Here is a 16,618-nt window from a genome sequence, read left to right as displayed (position 1 = left end):
GGGCGGGGGCGGGCCCGCGCGCGCCGCCGCCCCGCGCCGGGAGGCGGCGGCGCGGCCGGGGTCGCCGGCGGCCTCGGCCGCACGGGCCGCGCCGTCGAGGAGCGGCCCCGAGCCGGGCGCGAGCCGGAGGCCGGCCTCGAGCTCGTCGAGCGCCTCCCGCGGCGCGCCGGATCCGAGGAGGTGCTCCCCGAGCGCGGCGCGCAGCTCGGCGGAGTCGTTCGCCGCGATGGCCGCGCGGAGCGCGAGCACGACGGGATCACTGGTCACGGTGCGATGCTACTCGCTCGGCCGCTCGCTTTGGAACCCGCGTGCTCGCTCATGGCGTGGCGCAGCGGGCCATGCCGCTGTCGCGCACACCCGCTCACGCCGGCGCCAGGAACGCGCGCGGGTCCGCCCGCCCCGGTGCGCGTTCTCGCCGTCGCCCCCAGGTCCGAAAACGGCCAGACACCGTCCGCGCGAGCCGCTAGACAGGGGGCGTGATCCTCGACGCCGAAACCTGCTTTGGCGCGCTGACCGCGCGGGACCCCCGCTTCGACGGCCGCTTCTTCGTGGGCGTCCGGACGACCGGCGTCTACTGCCGCCCGGTGTGTCCGGCGCGCACGCCGCGCCGCGACCGCTGCGTGTTCTTCGCGCGCGCGGCGGAGGCGGAGCGCGAGGGCTTCCGCGCCTGCTTCCGCTGCCGGCCGGAGCTCGCGCCCGGGGGTGGCCCGGTGGACGCGGTCCCGCGCCTCGTGTCCGCGGCGGCCGCGCGGATCGGGGAGGGCTTCCTCAACGAGGCCTCGGTGGACGACCTCGCCGCGGCGCTCGGCGTCACGTCCCGCCACCTGCGCCGGGCGGTGGCCGCCGAGCTCGGCGTCACCCCGATCGAGCTGGCGCAGTCGCGTCGGATGGCGCTCGCGAAGCAGCTCCTCCACGACACCGCGCTCCCGATGGCCGAGGTGGCCTTCGCCGCCGGGTTCTCGAGCCTGCGCCGGTTCAACGCGCTCTTCCAGCAGCGCTTCGGCCGCCCGCCCTCGGCGATCCGGCGCGCCCACGGCGACGGCGCCGCGACGAGCTCGCTCGTCCTCCGCCTCGACTTCCGCCCGCCGCTGGACTGGGAGGCGCTGCTCGGGTTCCTCGCCGCGCGCTGCACGGCGCGGGTGGAGCAGGTGGAGGGCAGCGCCTATCGCCGGACGGTGCGCCTCGGCGGGCGGAGCGGCTGGGTCTCCGTGACGCGCGACCCTGGGCGGCCCGCCCTGCGAGCCGAGGTGTCGCTCTCGCTGGCGGGCGCGCTCATGCCGCTCGTGGCCCGGCTGCGCGGGCTGTTCGATCTGGACGCACGGCCCGACGCGGTCGCGACGTGGCTGCGGCGCGATCCGGTCCTCGCGCGCTCCGTCCGTCGTCGCGAAGGCCTGCGGGTCCCGGGGGCGTTCGACGGGTTCGACGCCGCGGTGCGCGTCGTCGTGGGACAGCAGGTCAGCGTCGCCGCGGCGACCACGGTGGCCGGGCGGCTCGCCGCCGCCCTGGGCGAGCCCGTCGAGACGCCGTTCCCGGGGCTCGACCGGCTCGCCCCCACGCCGGAGGCGGTGGCGGCGGCCGGGGTCGACCGGATCGCCGGGGTCGGCATGCCCGGGGCACGCGCCCGGACGATCCTGGCGCTGGCGGAGGCGGTGGCCGGCGGCGGCCTCTCGCTGCACCGCGGCGCCGACGTAGAGGCCGTACGGTCGGGGCTCCTCGAGCTGCCCGGCGTGGGCCCCTGGACCGCCGAGGTGATCGCCATGCGCGCGGCCGGCGATCCCGACGCGTTCCCTGCCGCGGACCTCGGCGTGCTCCGCGCGCTGGGCACTGCCTCGGCCCGGGTCGCCGAGGTGCGCGCCGAGGCCTGGCGCCCGTGGCGCGCCTACGCGGTGATGCACCTGTGGACCCCGGCGACGAAAGGAGCGGAGAGATGACCTTGCGTGAGCGGGTGATGGAGAGTCCGGTGGGCAGGCTGCGGCTCCTGGCGGACGGGGACGCCCTCGTGGCCGTGTACATGGAGGATCAGGGCGGCGCGCCGGTGCTCGCCGCGGAGGACGTCCGGGGAGACGCCCTGCTCGAGCGGGCGTGCCGGCAGCTCGAGGGCTGGTTCGCGGGAGAGCGGACCACCTTCGACCTCCCGCTCCGCCCCCGCGGCACGCCGTTCCAGCTCGAGGTGTGGCGCGCGCTCGCCGAGATCCCGTTCGGCGAGACGAGGACGTACGGCGAGATCGCCGCTCGCCTGGGCGCGCCCTCGGCGGCGCGGGCGGTGGGCGCGGCCAACGGTCGTAATCCCCTCGCCATCGTGATCCCGTGCCACCGGGTGATCGGCGCGGGCGGTGCGCTCACCGGCTACGCGGGCGGGGTCGAGCGGAAGCGGTGGCTGCTGGAGCACGAGCGGGCGGCGCGCCCCTCGTCCTGCTCAGGACAGTGACGGCGGCTCGGCAGACGGCTCCAGCTCCAGGTCGCGGTGGGTCACGAGCGTCTCCGGAGCGTGTGCACGGTGTCAGTGACGAGCGCGAGGACCCTCACGGCCACGTTCCAGCCTGGCAGCTGACCCGCGACTCGGCTGCGTCGAGTCCGTCGCAGGAGGTCACGGCTCCGGGGCTGACCGCCCGCGCGGCCTCGGCGCGCTCCGGTCCTCCCCGTCGCCGGCGATGGCGCCGCCGAACGTGTCGCACGCGTCGAGCCTCGCGGTGTCGTAGCCGCGGCGGAACCAGCGCGCCCGCTGCTCGGCCGTGCCGTGCGTGAAGCGCTCGGGGTGCACGCTCCCGGTGGTGGTCTGCTGGATCCGGTCGTCGCCGACCGCCGCCGCCGCGCGAAGGCCGGCCTCGAGGTCGCCGGGGTCGAGCTGCCCGCGGTCGGCCACGGTCCGGGCCCAGGCGCCGGCGAGGCAGTCGGCCTGGAGCTCCATCTTCACGGAGAGCGCGTTCTGCGCCGACGGGTCGCGCTCCTGCGCCTCGCGCACCCGGGGGGCGATCCCGAGGACGTTTTGCACGTGGTGACCGACCTCGTGGGCGATGACGTACGCCTGCGCGAGCTCGCCTGGCGCGCCGAACCGGCGCGCGAGCTCGCGATAGAACCCGAGGTCGATGTAGACCTTCTCGTCGAGCGGGCAGTAGAACGGCCCCATCGCCGAGGAGGCGTCGCCGCAGCCGGAGCGCGTCCCGTCCCAGAACAGCACGAGCCGCGACGGGCGGTAGCGCCGGCCGAGCTCGCGCGTCCAGACGTCCTGGGCGTCGTTGAACGACGCGACGGCGACGTCCTCGAGCGGGGACTCCTCCGCCTTGCGCTGCTCGACCTGCTCGGGGGACGACGGCGCCTCGCCGCCGCCCACCATCGAGAGGAAGTCCTTCCCGAAGATGAGGCTCAGCGCGGCCACGACGAGCGTGCCGCCGAGCCCCAGGCGCAGCCCCGCCCCGCCGAGCCCACGCCGGTCCTCCACGTTCGAGCTGTCCCCCCTGCCGAGTCGCATGCGTCCGCCCTCCCTTTCACAAGATGATGACGGAGGGCGGCCCTGGCGGTCGAGCCGTTGCGGGAAGCGTCGCCGGCGCTCGCGGGGATCCGGCGCGGCGGGCGTGTCCACCCGGCCGCGCCGGACCGGCGTCAGTGGACGTGGCGGGCGTCGGTGCCGCGCGCCGGCTCACGCCGGGCCTGCTCCGGAGCGTGAGCGGCCTCGGGCGCGCCCGCGTGGCCGTGCGCGCCGGGGCCCGCCGCGGCGGCCTGCACCCCCTCGACCCAGTGGACGAACGGGACGTAGGCGGCCACCCAGCGGCGGCCGGCGGCCACGTCGTCGGCCGGAGGCTTCTCGGCCGCGAGCCGGCGCCAGCGGGCCTCGAGGCCACCGTGCACGGAGTCCCGGAGGAACGCGTCGATGGCCCTGGGATCGCCCTTCGCGATCGCCTGGTCGACCACCGCCACCGCGGGCTCGACCTCACCCGCGGGCTTGAGGCCGGTGTAGGGCGCGCCCTCGCTGGCGCGGTGGACGCGGACCACGGTCTCGAAGAACCAGCGGTCGGCCACCTCGCGGGCCTCCTTGCCGGTCTTGCGGGCCGCGCGGGTCTTGGCGAAGGCCTCGCGGATCTCGGCCTCGCCGGAGGCCGGCACCCACGCGAGGACCGGGTTCAGCTGGCCCGACTCGAGGGCGGACCGGGCGGCCACGACCACCGGCCCGTCGAGCGTGTCGCAGTGGGCGTGCGCGAGCGCGGGGGAGAGGAGGGCGGACAGGGCGAGCGGCAGCAGCAGCATCGTCTTCATGGGAGTTCTCCTGGGCTTCGAGTACGGGTCAGGTGCCGTCGGGTGGGGGGCGGCGGACGGCGGGCCGCGCTCCGCGGGCGGGGAGCGGCCCCGCGGAGAAACGTCTCGAGCGTGCTCCAGACGCGCTCGGGCAGATCGGCGACGTCGCCGGGCGGCACGGCGCGCGAGTGGGCCAGCGCGAGGAGCGCGCCGAGCACCACGAGCGAGGCCTCCTCGACGCGGAGCCCCTTCGCGAGGGCGCCGCTCCGGAGCGCCTCGGCGATGCAGGCGCGGACGAAGTCCGTGGACCGGGCGCGGAACTCCTCGAGCCGCTCCGCGCCGGCCGCGGGCGCCGCGTGCGCGAGCTCCTCGGAGGCGAAGAGCCGGGCGATGCCGGGGCGGCCGCGGATCACGGCGACGCGCTGGCGGAAGAAGTTGCCGAGCCGCCGGATCGGATCGGCGTCCTGCGGCGGGAAAGCCTCGAACAGGAGCTCACCCACGCGGTCGATGGCCGCGAGGACGATGGCCTCCTTGGTCGGGAAGTGCCGGAACAGCGCCGCGTCGGTGACCCCCACCTCGCGCGCGATGGCGAGCGCGGTGAAGCGGCCGACCCCCTGGCTGGCGATGACGCGCAGGGCGGCGTCGGCGATCTCGCGCCGGCGGTCCTCGGCGGGCTTTCGTTCGCGGAGAGGTTCGGTCGTCCGTGGCATGCCGGGCTTTGTAAGTAAGTACGAACTAACTTGCCAGCCACCGCGCCGATGGGACCCATGAGGTGCGCGCGCCGCCCGTCCTTGCTCCTCCCATGGGACGACGCCATCCTGCGGCCATGGCGGACCCGGCGAGCCTGTCGAGGCGGAGCTACGGACCCGACGCGGCCCGCTGCGAGGTCCTCACCTTCCGCGAGGGGGCCCTCTCGGCCTTCGCGCACGATCTCCTCCTGCGCGTCACCGCGTTCGAGCTCGTCGTGGACCCGGTCGTCCCGTCGGTCGCCGCGCGGCTCGATCCGGCGTCGCTGCGCGTGGTGGGGGCGATGCGCGACGGCCGCCCGCTCGCGGGAGCGCTCCGCGCGACGGACGCGCGGGAGATCGAGGAGGCGATCGCGGCCACGGTGCTGCGCGCGCGGCGCTTCCCGGACATCCGCTTCGCGTCCACGGGCGTCTCCCGGCGCGACGGCGGCGGCTACGACGTCCGCGGCGCGCTCACGCTCGTCGGGGTGACCCGGCCGATCGAGGTCGCGGTGAGCCGCGACGGCGAGCGGCTCGTCGCGGAGGTGCCCCTGCACCAGCCCGCGTTCGGCGTGAGGCCGTACAGCGCGATGCTCGGGACGCTCCGCGTGAAGCCGGACGTCCTCGTGCGCCTCTCCGTGCCCGCCGAAGGCCTCTGACGCCGCCGCCCAAGAATGCGCCGGCGGCCGCCCCCGCGAGGGAACGGCCGCCGGACACTAAGTCACCGCCTCCGGCGAGCCTACTTCGGGAACTTCGGCTGCCAGGTCTCGCCGCTCTCGTTCACCCAGCCCTCGAAGCGGATCTTCGAGTCGACCTTGCGGTCGTCCCAGTAGATGTCGCTCGTGGCGACGTACTTGCGGAGCGCCTCGAGGACCGTCTTGTAGTCGCGGCGGTCCGTCGCCGGGAGCGTCGCGTCGTAGACGCGATCGTTGAGCATCGCGATCGTGGACTTGATCATCAGGTCCTGATCCTTCCTCGGCCACTTCACGAGCACGATGTCGTTGTTCGGGTCGGCGTCGTAGCGGTTCACCTCGAGGATGTACCTCAGGGCCGCGCCCTGCTGGCGCATGTTCTCGCCGTACGACGCGAGCACGTGGTCACGCGCCACGCTGTACGCGAGCGTCTGCTGCGCGGTGTTGAGCGAGCTCCACACCTGCTTGTTGACGATCATCCAGGTGATGAGGAACTGCTGCTGCCAGCCGGGGAAGTGGACGTAGCGGACACCCACCGTGCCCGGGTTGTCGGCGGTGTTGAAGAGCGACGAGACGTCGTCGAGCGGCGTCGCGAACTCGAAGCCCTGGAGGTAGCCCAGCTTCACCGCGTCGACGAGCGAGCCGCCGCCCGGGATGGGCGCGATGAACTTGAGGTTCTTCTGGGGGATGACGCCCCGGGCGACGAGGTCGTCGCAGGCGCGGTTGAGCGTGTACTCGCCGGGCGGGAGGTAGCGGAGCGTCCAGTTCCGCTGGCACAGGCCTTCGAGTCCGATGCCCGCGCGCCCGGGGGCCTCGCCGATGGGCTCGTAGAAGTAGCCGGACAGCTGCTCGGCGTTGCCGACGATCGGGAGGACGACGACGTTCCGGTTGTTGAGGTCGAGGATCGACTGGAGCAGCTCGAGGCCGGAGCGCTGCCCGTCGTCCACGGACTTCCCGAAGAGGAAGCCCAGGTACTCGTCGAAGCCGGGCCCGAACGGCACCCCCGAGTTGAAGAGGAAGCCCCAGGTCTTGTTGAGCTCGCTGCCGGAGTTGTACGCGGCGTCGAAGCCGCCGCCGGCCGCGCCCGCCCCGACGGCGGCGACGATGTCGCCCTTGAACTGCGAGGGGATTGCCGGGATGCCCGGCAGCTTCACGAAGTTGACCCTGCCGGCGGGGCCGAGCGTGAGGTCCGTGATGCTCGCCAGCTTCGCGCCGTAGTCGTCTGCCGGCGGCCCCATGGCCGCGGCGGTGCTGAAGCTTCGGAAGTAGATGTCCGTCGCGAGCGCGGGCGTCGCCGCCAGCGCGAGGACGCCGGCGAGGAGCGCCGTGCCCGCCGCGTGCAGTGGGTTGCGAGTGTTCATGAGGTCCCCTTCAAATGCGTGGTCAAACGCTCGGTGATGGTTCACAGACCGAGGTGATTCGCGGATGGTACAGCGCGCCCCCGGGCCCAGTCGACGTGATCTCGAGCGGGAAAATCGTTTTTCAACGCGGTCGTTTCCGACCCGGTGGACCCGTGTCGGCGAGCGACCGACAGTGAGATTGAGCCGCGCACACGGACGGTGCAAAAGGGGAGCGGTTCATTTGACGCACGCGCTGTCCCCAGCTTAGGGTTCTTCACTCGCTGGAAATCTGCTCCGCCCGGCGAGACGGGCCGGGGGCTCCGTGAGCACGAGCGGCGTTCATCAGAGGTGGCGCGCATGCAGACAGCGGCGAGCACGTCCGGGCGCGAGGCGTCCCCCCGAGTGCTCGAGGCGGCCCGGAGGTCCCGGTTCGGCCTGAGCCTCAAGATCATGGCGATCGCCGGGGCGTCCACGGCGATCGTCGCGATCATCCTGGCGCTGTCCTTCGGTCGCGAGGTGGAGAAGCTCCTCGAGCGGGAGCTGACGAGCCGCGGCCGCCTGGCGGCCCTCACGGTGGCGAACACCTCGGCGAGCCTGATCTTCGCGCAGGACAGGGCGGGGCTCGAGGCGCTCAGCGCGGCGACGCTCGGCGACGTCCCGGGCGCGGCGTACGTCATCGTGCGCGACGAGCGCGGGCGCCCGCTCGCCGAGGCCCTGAAGGACGAGTTCGGCGTCGCCCGGCCGGAGGCGGTGAAGCTCGCGGACCTCGAGCTCGGGACCCGGCTCCTCGAGCGGTCGGTGACCGTGGGGGGCCGCCAGGTCCTCCACGTGGTCGCGCTCGTGACCTTCAAGGCAAAGTCCGACGCGCAGTACCTCGATCCGCTCGGGCTGGAGGAGGCGCTCGGCGCCGGGTCCGCCGGCGACGCCGGCGTGAAGGTGCTCGGCTCGGTGGAGATCGGCTTTCCGTACGCGGACCTGAGGAGCCAGATCGCCGAGGCGAGCCGGCGCGCGCTGGGGCTCGCGTCCGTCGTCTTCGTCGCCTGCCTGCTCGCGATGTTCCCCATCGCGCGCTTCACCACGAAGCCGCTCATGGAGCTCTCCCAGGCCGCCCTCGGGATCGCCGAGGGGGACCTGCGCCAGGAGGTGCGGCGCTCCGGGAGCGACGAGGTCGCGGCGCTGGGGCGCAGCTTCGCGCACATGGTCGCGGAGCTGCAGTCGATGCTCGGCGAGCTCAAGGAGGCCGCGGCGGCGCTGGCGCAGGAGTCCGACGCCATGCTGGGCGCGGCGACGCGGCAGGCCGCCATGGCCGCGCAGCAGTCCGCCGCGGTCGCGGAGATGAACGCCTCGACCCAGGAGATCGCGCAGACCTCGAGCGCGGCCATCGAGCAGGCGGACCGCGTGATCACCGTGACGCAGACGGCGGAGGAGTCGTCGCGCGCCGGCGAGGGCATCGTGGAGGAGGCGGTCGGCAGCACGACGCACGTCGAGCAGCAGGTCTCCGCCATCGCCACGCGCCTCGGCGCGCTCTCGACGCGGGTGGGCGAGATCGGCGACATCATCGGCAAGGTCAAGGACCTCGCCCTCCGCTCGAACGTGCTCGCCCTGAACGCGGCGATCCAGGCGGCCCGCTCGGCGGAGAGCGGCGCGAGCTTCTCCGTGATCGCGCGGGAGATGCGCGCGCTCGCGGAGCAGTCGAGCGCCACCGCCGGCGAGGTCCCGAAGCTCCTCGGGGAGATCGCGGAGAGCAGCGAGGCCGCCGCCGCCGCGACCCAGCAGGGCAGCGAGAAGGCGCGCTCCACCGCGGCGCTGGCGCGGCGGGCGGGCGCGACCATCGGCAACCTCGCGAACGTCTGCCGCGAGTCCGCGACCGCGGCGCGACAGATCGCCGAGAGCTCGCGCCAGCAGGCGAGCGGCGTGAACGAGATCGTGGGAGCCCTCGCGCAGCTCGCGCAGGCCGCCGAGGGCAACGTGGCCGGAAGTGAAGAGACGAGGCGCGCGGCGGAGCGGCTCAAGGCCGTCTCCAGCCGGCTCACGCGCCTCGCGGAGCGCTACCGCAGCTGAACGGAGGAGGCACGCATGGTTCGCAAGAAGAGAGCCCTGAAGACCGGGATCGCCGCGCTGCTCGCCGGCGCCCTCTCCGCCGCGGCGGGTCCCGCCCGCGCGGAGGAGCCCGTCTACGACTTCGGCGTCCTGCCCCAGGTGGCGACCGCGAAGGTCGCGGAGCAGTGGGTGCCGTTCCTGGACAAGGTGAGCGAGATGTCGGGGGTGAAGCTCCGCTTCGTCACCGCCCCGAGCATCTCCGAGTTCGGGACGCGCGCGAAGGCGGCGGCGTACCCGTTCTACTACCACAACACCCTCGCCTACGTTCAGCAGGACGACCAGTACGCCGCCTTCGCGCGCGAGGTCGGCGCGAAGACGGTGGGCGTGCTCGTCGTCGCCAAGGACAGCAAGCTCTCCCGGCTCGCGGACCTGAAGGGCTCGACCGTCGCCATCCCGAGCGCGGGCTCGTTCGGGGCCGCGGTGCTCCCGCTCTTCGCGCTCCAGAAGGAGGGCGGGCTCGAGCTGCAGAAGGACGTGAAGGTCGTGGTCGCCGGCTCCCACGAGGCGGGCTACCAGGCGGTGCTGCAGGGGAAGGCGACCGCCTCGGGCGGGCTCACGCGCACCTTCGAGCTCCTCCCCCAGGCGGATCGCGCCAAGCTCCGCGTGCTCTACACCACCAAGGCGTACTCGCCGCTCCCGTTCGCCGCGCGCAAGGACGTGCCGGCCGACGTGGTCGCCAAGGTGCAGAAGGCCCTCGTGGCCTTCGCGAAGGACCCCGCCAACAGGAGCATCCTCGAGGCGCTCAACATGAAGCAGGGCTTCGAGGCCGCGAAGCCCGCGGACTGGGACGACGTCCGCCACGCGCGCGACGACCTCGTCCGCGTGACGAAGACCCTGTCGAACGGCAAGTGAGCTGCGCGCACGGGCGGCCCGAAGCGTGAGCACCCCGAGTCGCACGCCACGGGAGCGGGCATGAGCGAGCTCGGAGCGCAGCGCCGCGCGCTCGTGGAGGAGCTCCGCGCGATCGAGCGGGAGTATCAGCGCGTTCGCGCGGGGCTCGTGGCGCTCGGCCCGGGGGAGCGACTCCCGGGCCTGTACCTGCTCGCCGGCGTGGCCGCCGGCCGGGTGCTCCTGCCCGCCGCCCGCGCCGCGGAGCTGGCGCGCCGGGTGGCCTTCGACAAGGTGCCGGGCGCAGCGCCCTGGCTGCTCGGGAGCTTCGTCTGGCGTGGACGCCCCGCGCTCGCCGTCGACCTCGGCGTGCGTCTCGGCGGCGCGAGCGCGCTGTCGCTCGACGCGATGATGGTGATCCTCGACGGCGCCCCCACGGTGGCCCTCGTGGTGGAGGAGGTCCACGGCCTCGTCGAGGATCCGCTCCTCGCCGAGGGCGCCGCGGGAGCGGGGGAGGCCTCGCGCCTCGTCCTCGGCGCCTGCCGGGTGGGAGACGAGGCCGTCCCCGTCCTCGCCCCCGAGCTCGTGGAGCGGGACGCGCTGGAGCAGTCGTGAACCCCTCGCTGCCGGACGCCGGAGCGGCGTCCCCCTGGTCGGAGGTCTTCGAGTGAACCGGACCGAGAGTCCGAGCGGGCGTCCTCGCTGGCGGCGCGGACGCCTGGCGCTCCCGCTGCGATGGGGGATCCTCCTCGTCGGCGGAACCGCGCTCGCCGCGGGAGCGGCCTCGGCGCGGCTCCCGAGCGGAAGCGGCCTCGCCGTGATGGGGGTGGCCCTCGCGGCGGTGCTCGTCGCGGCCACGCACCTCGCGCGCCCGGCCGAGCACCTCGCCGCGGCCGCCCGGGCCGCGGTGCGGGGCGACCTCACCCGCCCGCTCGTGCCCGAGGGCGCCGCGGAGGTGAGGCGGGCCGGGCGCGATCTCGACGCCTTGCGCCTGACGCTGGGCGCGACGCTCGACGAGCTCTCGAAGGCCTCGGCCCAGCTCGCCGAGGACTCGAGCCTCCTCGCGGGCGGCGTCTCGCGGCAGTCGGCCCTCGCGGCGCGCCAGTCCGCCGTCGTCGCCGAGACGAGCACGACCGCCGCGGAGATCGCCCAGACGGCGCGGGCGGCGGCGCTCCACGCGGAGGAGGTGGTCGAGGTCGCGCAGCGCTCCGAGGACCTCTCCGCCGAGGGCCAGCAGGTGCTGGAGCGGACCGTCGAGACGATCCGGAGCCTCGCCGGGCAGGTCCAGACCCTCTCGCGCGCCATCGCCGATCAGGCGCGGCGCTCGCGGCACATCGGCGAGATCGTCGCCGGTCTGAAGGATCTGGCGGAACAGACGAGCCTGCTCGCGCTGAACGCCTCCATCGAGGCGGTGAAGGCTGGCGATCGCGGGCGCGGGTTCTCGGTGGTCGCCGTCGAGATGGGGAACCTGGCCGAGCAGTCCACCTCCGCCGCCGGCGACGTCCGCGGCATCCTCGCCGAGATCGAGAAGGGGACGCAGGCGGCGATGCAGGTGGCCGAGGAGGGGACGCGCCGCGCGCACGGCGCGATGGAGCTCGCGGCGGACGCCGCGAAGGCGATCTCCGGCCTCACGCGGGCCATCCGCGACTCCTCTCTCTCCGCCCGGCAGATCGCCAACAACACGCGGCAGCAGGGCATCGGCGTCGAGCAGATCGTCGCCGCGATGTCCGACCTGTCCTCCGCGTCCGAGGAGGCGGTGGCCGGCACCGAGGTCGTGGAGCGCGCCACCGCGAGCCTCTCCTCCCTCGCCGCCCGGCTCGGCGAGGCCACCGCGCGGACCCGGAGGGAGGAGCGCGCATGAAGGTGCTCATCGTCGATGACACCCACACGCTCCGCTCGCTCGTCCAGATCTACCTCATCGCCCAGGGCTGGGAGTTCAGCGAGGCGTGCGACGGCGCGGAGGGCCTGCAGAAGGTGCGCGCCCTGCGCCCGGACGTGGTGATCTCCGACGTCAACATGCCGGTGATGGACGGGTTCGAGCTGTGCGCCGCCATGCGCAGCGACCCGTCCCTCCGGCACATCCCGGTGCTGCTCCTCACCATGCTCGGGGACGAGGGGTCCCGGCAGCGGGGGGTGCTCGTCGGCGCGAGCGCGTTCCTCACGAAGCCGGTGTCGCCCCTCCAGCTCCGGGACGCGGTCCGCAAGGTCACGGCGGTGATCCGGTGAGCGCGCGCGCCGCGGCGGAGGCCGCCCGGGCCGAGGCGATCCTGCGCGAGCGAGCCCGCGAGCTCGCGCAGGCGCGGGAGGAGGAGCGCGCCGAGGTCCGGGTGATCCTGCCCTTCGAGGTCCTCGGGGACAGGTACGCGGTGGAGGTGACCCGGATCCACCAGGTCCTCGACGCCCGCCGCGTCCACCCGCTGCTCGGTGCGCCGCGCGGCGTCGTCGGGGCCATCGTGGCGCGCACCCGCCCGGTGCCGGTCCTCGATCTCCGCCACGTGCTCGGGCTCGAGGGCGGCGGGCTCTCGGACCTGCCGCGGGTGATCGTCCTCGACGACGAGGGCGATCTCTTCGGCCTCGCGGTCGAGCGGGTGGGCAGGCGCCTCGAGATCCCGCTGGCCGACCTGAGGCCGCCGGAGAGCGGACCCTTCGCGTGGGTGACGCCCGATCGGCGGGCCGTCCTCGACCCCTCGCGCCTCGGCGTCGCGGAGCGCGACAGGAGCTGATCCTTGGCCGACCTCCTCGAACGCGTATGGCCGGTCTTCGAGGCCGAGACCCGCGAGCAGGTCCAGGCGCTCGCCGCCGGGATCATGGAGCTCGAGAGCGCGCCGTCGCCCGGCGCCGTCGTGCCGCTCCGCCGCATCGCCCACACGCTGAAGGGCACGGCCGCGAGCCTCGGCCTCCACGACATCGAGCAGGCGGCGCACGCGGTGGAGGACGTGCTCGTGCTCGCTGACGGCGGCCGGGGCCTGCCCGCCGGGGCGGTCGAGGCCGTGCTGCGGGCTGCACGCGCGGTCGAGGAGTCGCTCACCGCGGCCGCGCAGGGGCGGATCGCCGACAGGGACGAGGTGCTCGCGGGGCTCGGGGCCGTCCTTCCCCGGGAGGCGGGGGCGCCGGACCCGCGCGGCCGGCCGTCGGCGGCCGGCCCCTCGGCCGACGTCGAGGTGCTCGCGGCCGAGCTCGGCGCGGTCTGCACCTCGGACGGCGAGGCGCGGTCCTCGCACGTGGCGCGCGCGCGCGAGGCGGCGAGCCGCCTCGCGGCCGCGCTGCGGGGGCGCGCGGCGGAGCTGGCCAGCCGGGTCGAGGCGACGGTTCGCGAGCTGGAAGGCGGCGGCGACGACCTCCCGAGGATCCTCGCGCGCGCCGCCGCGGAGGTGGTGGAGCTGCGCGAGGTGGCGGTGGCCGCGGAGCCCCGCCCCGCCTCGCCGCCGGAGGGCGCGGCGCGGTCGAGCAGGGACGAGGAGCGCAGCGTCCGGGTGGACGCCACCCGGCTCGACACGGCGGCCGCCGACGTGGATCAGCTCGTCGTCGGCGTCTCTCGCCGCGAGCGCCGCGGCCGCGACCTGGAGCGGACGGCCCAGGCGCTGCGCGAGGCGCTCCTGCTCGTGCAGCGGGGGCTCGACGAGGCGGGGATCGCGGATGACGCTCGCCCGCGCGCCCTCGACGAGGGGCTCGAGCGCATCCGTGCGCGCGGCGCCGATCTCGGCCGCACCGCGCGCGAGCTCCGCCGGGAGGCGGAGCGCGAGCGCATCTTCGCCCAGTCGCTGCGCGACACGCTCCAGGGGCTGCGGATGGTCCCCGCGGAGGCGGCGTTGCAGTCGCTGCGCCCGGCGGTCCGGGAGCTGGCCGCGCAGCTCGGCAAGAAGGTCTCGCTGCGGCTCGCCGGCGGCGAGGTGCGCCTCGACCGCCGGGTGCTCGACGAGCTCAAGGGGCCGCTCTTGCACCTCGTGAGGAACGCCCTGGACCACGGGATCGAGGCGCCCGGCGCGCGCCGAGCGGAGGGCAAGCCCGAGGAGGCGCTCCTCTCGGTGCGGGTGGAGTCGCGCGGCGACCGCGTCGTCCTCACCGTCCGCGACGACGGCGCGGGGCTCTCGCCGGAGCGGCTACGGGCCGCCGCGGTCCAGCGCGGGATCGTGACCGCCGGGGAGGCCGCGCGGCTCGGCGACGCGGAGGCGATCCGGCTCGCGTTCCGGGCGGGCCTCTCCACCGCGCAGGAGATCACCGCGCTCTCGGGTCGCGGCGTGGGGCTCGACGTCGTGGCCGAGGCCGTGCGGCGGCTCGGCGGCCGCGTGGACGTCGCGAGCGACCGCGGCCGCGGCGCCACCTTCGTCCTCGACGTGCCGCTCACGATCGCCGGCACCACCGGGCTCCTCGTCCGCGCCGGCGGCGGCGTGGCGCTCCTCCCAGCCGACGCCATCGAGCGCGTCCTCCTCGTGGGCGCCGGCGACCTCGGGACCGTGGCGGGGCAGGTGACGGTCTCGGTCGACGGTGACCAGGTACCGTACGCGCCCCTCGCGCGGGTCGTCGGCGCGAGCGGCCCGCCGACGACGCGGAGCGAGACCGGGGCGACCGTCGCGCTGCTCGTGGCCTCGGCCGGCAGGAGGGTCGCGTTCGCGGTGGACGAGGTGCTCGGGGAGCAGGCCATCGTCGTGAGCGCGCTCGGGCGGCGGATGTCCTCGGCGCAGCACGTCGCAGGCGCGGCGGTGCTCGACGACGGGCGCGTCGTCGCGGTGCTCCAGCCGTCGCACCTCGTCGACGCGGCGCGGCTCCCCGCGGACGCGAAGGCCCCCGCCCGCCACCGGATCGTGGTCGCCGACGACTCCCTCGGCACCCGCTCCGCGGTGAAGGCGCTCCTCGAGATCGCCGGGTTCCTCGTGCTCCCCGCCGAGGACGGGGAGGAGGCGCTCGCGCTGGCCCGGGAGTCGGGCTGCGACCTCGTCGTGAGCGACGTGCAGATGCCGCGCCTCGACGGCCTGGGCCTCACCCGGCGCCTCAAGGCGGATCCGAAGCTCTCCCACGTCCCGGTCATCCTCGTGACGTCGCTCGACGCCCCGGAGGACCGCGCGGCGGGGCTCGAGGCGGGCGCCGACGGCTACCTCGTGAAGCGCGACGTCCAGCGCGGGAAGCTGCTCGACCTCGTGCGGCAGCTCCTCCCTGCATGATCCGCTGCGTCCTCGTCGACGACGCCCGCGCCTTTCGCGCCGTGCTCCGGGACATCCTCTCCTCCGCCCCCGGGGTCGAGGTGGTGGGAGAGGCGGGCGACGGGCGCGAGGCCGTCTCGCTCGTGAAGGCGCTCCGGCCCGACGTCGTCACGATGGACGTGCGGATGCCACGCCTCGACGGGCTCGCGGCGCTCGAGGAGATCATGCGCGTCGCCCCGACGCCGGTGGTGGTGGTGAGCGGCGAGGCGGGCGGCGAGGCGCAGCAGCTCGCGTTCCGCGCCCTCCAGCTCGGCGCGATCGAGGTGCTGGCGAAGCCGCGCGACCCCGGGACCGCGCGGTTCGAGCGGCAGGCCGAGGCGATCCGCCAGGCCGTCCGGGCGGTGGCGGGGCTGCTGCTCGTCGGCCGCAGGCGGGCGCCGCGGCCGCCTCCCGCGCCGCGCCGCGAGGAGCCGCGCCGCCCGGCGCCGGAGCGGGCCCGGGTCACCGTGCCGGAGGCGGGCGTGGCGCCGGAGGTGCTCGCCCTCGTGGCCTCCACCGGGGGTCCGGCGGCGCTCGCCCGCATCCTCGCGCGGCTCCCCCGCGATCTCCCCATCCCGCTGCTCGTGGTGCAGCACATCGCGGCGGGGTTCGAGGCGGAGCTCGCGCGCTGGCTCGACTCGCTCACGCCCCTCGCCGTCGGGCTCGCGGTGGACGGCGCCCCGCTCGCGCCGGGCACGGTCCACCTCGGCGCTGACGGGCGGCACCTCGGCGTCCGGGGGCGTACCGTGCGGCTCTCCGACGAGCCGCCCGTGCACGGCTTCCGGCCCTCGGGCACGCAGCTCTTCGCGTCCCTCGCGCGCGAGCTCGGGCCGCGCGGCGGCGGGATCGTCCTCTCGGGGATGGGCCGCGACGGCGCCGAGGGCCTCGCGCTGCTCCGCGCCGCGGGTGGCTACACCGCCGCGCAGAGCGCCGCCTCCTGCGTGGTCTACGGCATGCCGAAGGCCGCGCTCGACTGCGGCGCGGCGGCCCGCGAGCTCGATCTCGACGAGATCCCGGAGGAAATCCTCCGGCTCGCCAGGCGCGAGGTGCGCGGCGGCGCCCCGGTCTGATCCGGGCGCCCGAGCCCGGGTGTCCCAGCAGCGCCGCGGGGATTGACTGTGCGTGTGGAATCACGGAAGGATCGCGTCCACACTCGAGGCGTGCCGGTCGCCGGGCCGGCTCCGGGGGCTCACATGAAGCGGCTTCTCCTCGCGGGCGCGGCCGCGCTCCTCTCTGCGATGCCTGCGCTCGCGCAGACGGCGCCGGTTCGGTACGTGTTCGTGGCCGTGGACGCGGTGGAGATCCGCTCCACCACGATCAAGGTGACCGGGGTGGTGGACGGCGAGAGCGCCCCGCAGACCGTCACGATGACTTTGTCCAGCTCCTCCGGAGTGGACAGCGTGGCGGCGTGCGAACGACTGGCGCTGCTCGCGATGACGCGACCGGGCCAGTTCCTCTTCGAGATCCAGGGATCCACGACCTACAACCTGAACGTGTGCAAGCTCGCGCGGGCCACGCCCTAGGCG

The 16,618-nt window shown here is 75.2% G+C and carries 17 protein-coding genes; 12 read left to right on the top strand and 5 right to left on the bottom strand.

The features are described from left to right. A partial coding sequence (locus tag MNZ29_RS13515) for a hypothetical protein (RefSeq protein WP_277957287.1) occupies positions 1 to 267 on the bottom strand: 267 nt, incomplete at its 3' end. 209 nt (positions 268 to 476) lie between these two features. Here MNZ29_RS13515 and MNZ29_RS13510 point away from each other — a divergent pair. Beyond that, positions 477 to 1,931 (top strand): DNA-3-methyladenine glycosylase 2, encoded by a 1,455-nt coding sequence (locus tag MNZ29_RS13510; protein ID WP_242355554.1) that lies wholly within the window; start codon positions 477 to 479, stop codon positions 1,929 to 1,931. Next, a complete protein-coding gene (locus MNZ29_RS13505; protein ID WP_242355552.1) occupies positions 1,928 to 2,428 on the top strand; it encodes a methylated-DNA--[protein]-cysteine S-methyltransferase in 501 nt (166 codons plus the stop codon). The genes MNZ29_RS13510 and MNZ29_RS13505 overlap by 4 nt, the downstream gene beginning before the upstream one ends. A gap of 159 nt (positions 2,429 to 2,587) precedes the next feature. Here the strand turns inward: MNZ29_RS13505 and MNZ29_RS13500 are convergent, their stop codons facing one another. From MNZ29_RS13500 to MNZ29_RS13490, 3 genes are all read right to left on the bottom strand, one after another. Further along, positions 2,588 to 3,469, bottom strand: coding sequence for a neutral zinc metallopeptidase (locus tag MNZ29_RS13500; protein WP_242355550.1), 882 nt, complete (start codon positions 3,467 to 3,469; stop codon positions 2,588 to 2,590). Between the two features lie 131 nt (positions 3,470 to 3,600). Beyond that, positions 3,601 to 4,251, bottom strand: a complete 651-nt coding sequence (locus MNZ29_RS13495; protein ID WP_242355548.1) for a DUF6448 family protein — start codon at positions 4,249 to 4,251, stop codon at positions 3,601 to 3,603. Next, on the bottom strand, positions 4,248 to 4,940 hold the full coding sequence (locus MNZ29_RS13490; protein ID WP_242340134.1) for a TetR/AcrR family transcriptional regulator: 693 nt from the start codon (positions 4,938 to 4,940) through the stop codon (positions 4,248 to 4,250). The genes MNZ29_RS13495 and MNZ29_RS13490 overlap by 4 nt, the downstream gene beginning before the upstream one ends. Positions 4,941 to 5,056: 116 nt before the next feature. Here MNZ29_RS13490 and MNZ29_RS13485 point away from each other — a divergent pair, with 116 nt between their 5' ends. Then, positions 5,057 to 5,614 carry a YceI family protein gene (locus MNZ29_RS13485; RefSeq protein ID WP_242355546.1) on the top strand — a complete coding sequence of 186 codons (558 nt, stop codon included), beginning with the start codon at positions 5,057 to 5,059 and terminating at the stop codon, positions 5,612 to 5,614. Between the two features lie 80 nt (positions 5,615 to 5,694). Here the strand turns inward: MNZ29_RS13485 and MNZ29_RS13480 are convergent, their stop codons facing one another. After that, on the bottom strand, positions 5,695 to 7,008 hold the full coding sequence (locus MNZ29_RS13480) for a hypothetical protein (RefSeq protein ID WP_242340132.1): 1,314 nt from the start codon (positions 7,006 to 7,008) through the stop codon (positions 5,695 to 5,697). Positions 7,009 to 7,344: 336 nt separating this feature from the next. Between MNZ29_RS13480 and MNZ29_RS13475 the strand changes: the two genes are divergently transcribed. The 9 genes from MNZ29_RS13475 to MNZ29_RS13435 all read left to right on the top strand — a co-directional run bounded on the left by MNZ29_RS13475 (position 7,345) and on the right by MNZ29_RS13435 (position 16,615). Continuing rightward, positions 7,345 to 9,048 (top strand): methyl-accepting chemotaxis protein, encoded by a 1,704-nt coding sequence (locus tag MNZ29_RS13475; RefSeq protein WP_242340131.1) that lies wholly within the window; start codon positions 7,345 to 7,347, stop codon positions 9,046 to 9,048. A gap of 15 nt (positions 9,049 to 9,063) precedes the next feature. After that, positions 9,064 to 9,939 (top strand): phosphate/phosphite/phosphonate ABC transporter substrate-binding protein, encoded by an 876-nt coding sequence (locus MNZ29_RS13470; protein ID WP_242340130.1) that lies wholly within the window; start codon positions 9,064 to 9,066, stop codon positions 9,937 to 9,939. Positions 9,940 to 9,999: 60 nt separating this feature from the next. Continuing rightward, the gene (locus MNZ29_RS13465) at positions 10,000 to 10,530 is read left to right on the top strand and encodes a chemotaxis protein CheW (protein ID WP_242340129.1); all 531 of its coding nucleotides are present in this window, start codon (positions 10,000 to 10,002) and stop codon (positions 10,528 to 10,530) included. Between the two features lie 52 nt (positions 10,531 to 10,582). Next, entirely contained in the window at positions 10,583 to 11,776 is a 1,194-nt protein-coding gene (locus tag MNZ29_RS13460; RefSeq protein ID WP_242340128.1) for a methyl-accepting chemotaxis protein, read from the top strand. After that, the gene (locus MNZ29_RS13455) at positions 11,773 to 12,141 is read left to right on the top strand and encodes a PleD family two-component system response regulator (protein WP_242340127.1); all 369 of its coding nucleotides are present in this window, start codon (positions 11,773 to 11,775) and stop codon (positions 12,139 to 12,141) included. The genes MNZ29_RS13460 and MNZ29_RS13455 overlap by 4 nt, the downstream gene beginning before the upstream one ends. Then, the gene (locus MNZ29_RS13450) at positions 12,138 to 12,638 is read left to right on the top strand and encodes a chemotaxis protein CheW (RefSeq protein WP_242340126.1); all 501 of its coding nucleotides are present in this window, start codon (positions 12,138 to 12,140) and stop codon (positions 12,636 to 12,638) included. The genes MNZ29_RS13455 and MNZ29_RS13450 overlap by 4 nt, the downstream gene beginning before the upstream one ends. Before the next feature lie 3 nt (positions 12,639 to 12,641). Next, the gene (locus MNZ29_RS13445; protein WP_242340125.1) at positions 12,642 to 15,074 is read left to right on the top strand and encodes a response regulator; all 2,433 of its coding nucleotides are present in this window, start codon (positions 12,642 to 12,644) and stop codon (positions 15,072 to 15,074) included. Then, on the top strand, positions 15,071 to 16,162 hold the full coding sequence (cheB, locus tag MNZ29_RS13440) for a chemotaxis-specific protein-glutamate methyltransferase CheB (protein ID WP_242355544.1): 1,092 nt from the start codon (positions 15,071 to 15,073) through the stop codon (positions 16,160 to 16,162). The genes MNZ29_RS13445 and cheB overlap by 4 nt, the downstream gene beginning before the upstream one ends. Before the next feature lie 123 nt (positions 16,163 to 16,285). Further along, complete coding sequence (locus MNZ29_RS13435) at positions 16,286 to 16,615, top strand: hypothetical protein (RefSeq protein WP_242339853.1); 330 nt, start codon at positions 16,286 to 16,288, stop codon at positions 16,613 to 16,615. Positions 16,616 to 16,618 lie beyond the last annotated feature (3 nt).

Source organism: Anaeromyxobacter sp. SG64 (assembly GCF_022690745.1).
In the GTDB taxonomy this organism is placed as follows: domain Bacteria; phylum Myxococcota; class Myxococcia; order Myxococcales; family Anaeromyxobacteraceae; genus Anaeromyxobacter; species Anaeromyxobacter soli.
Note: the sequence above shows the minus strand (reverse complement) of the source record. Positions and strands in the feature narration are given on the sequence as shown.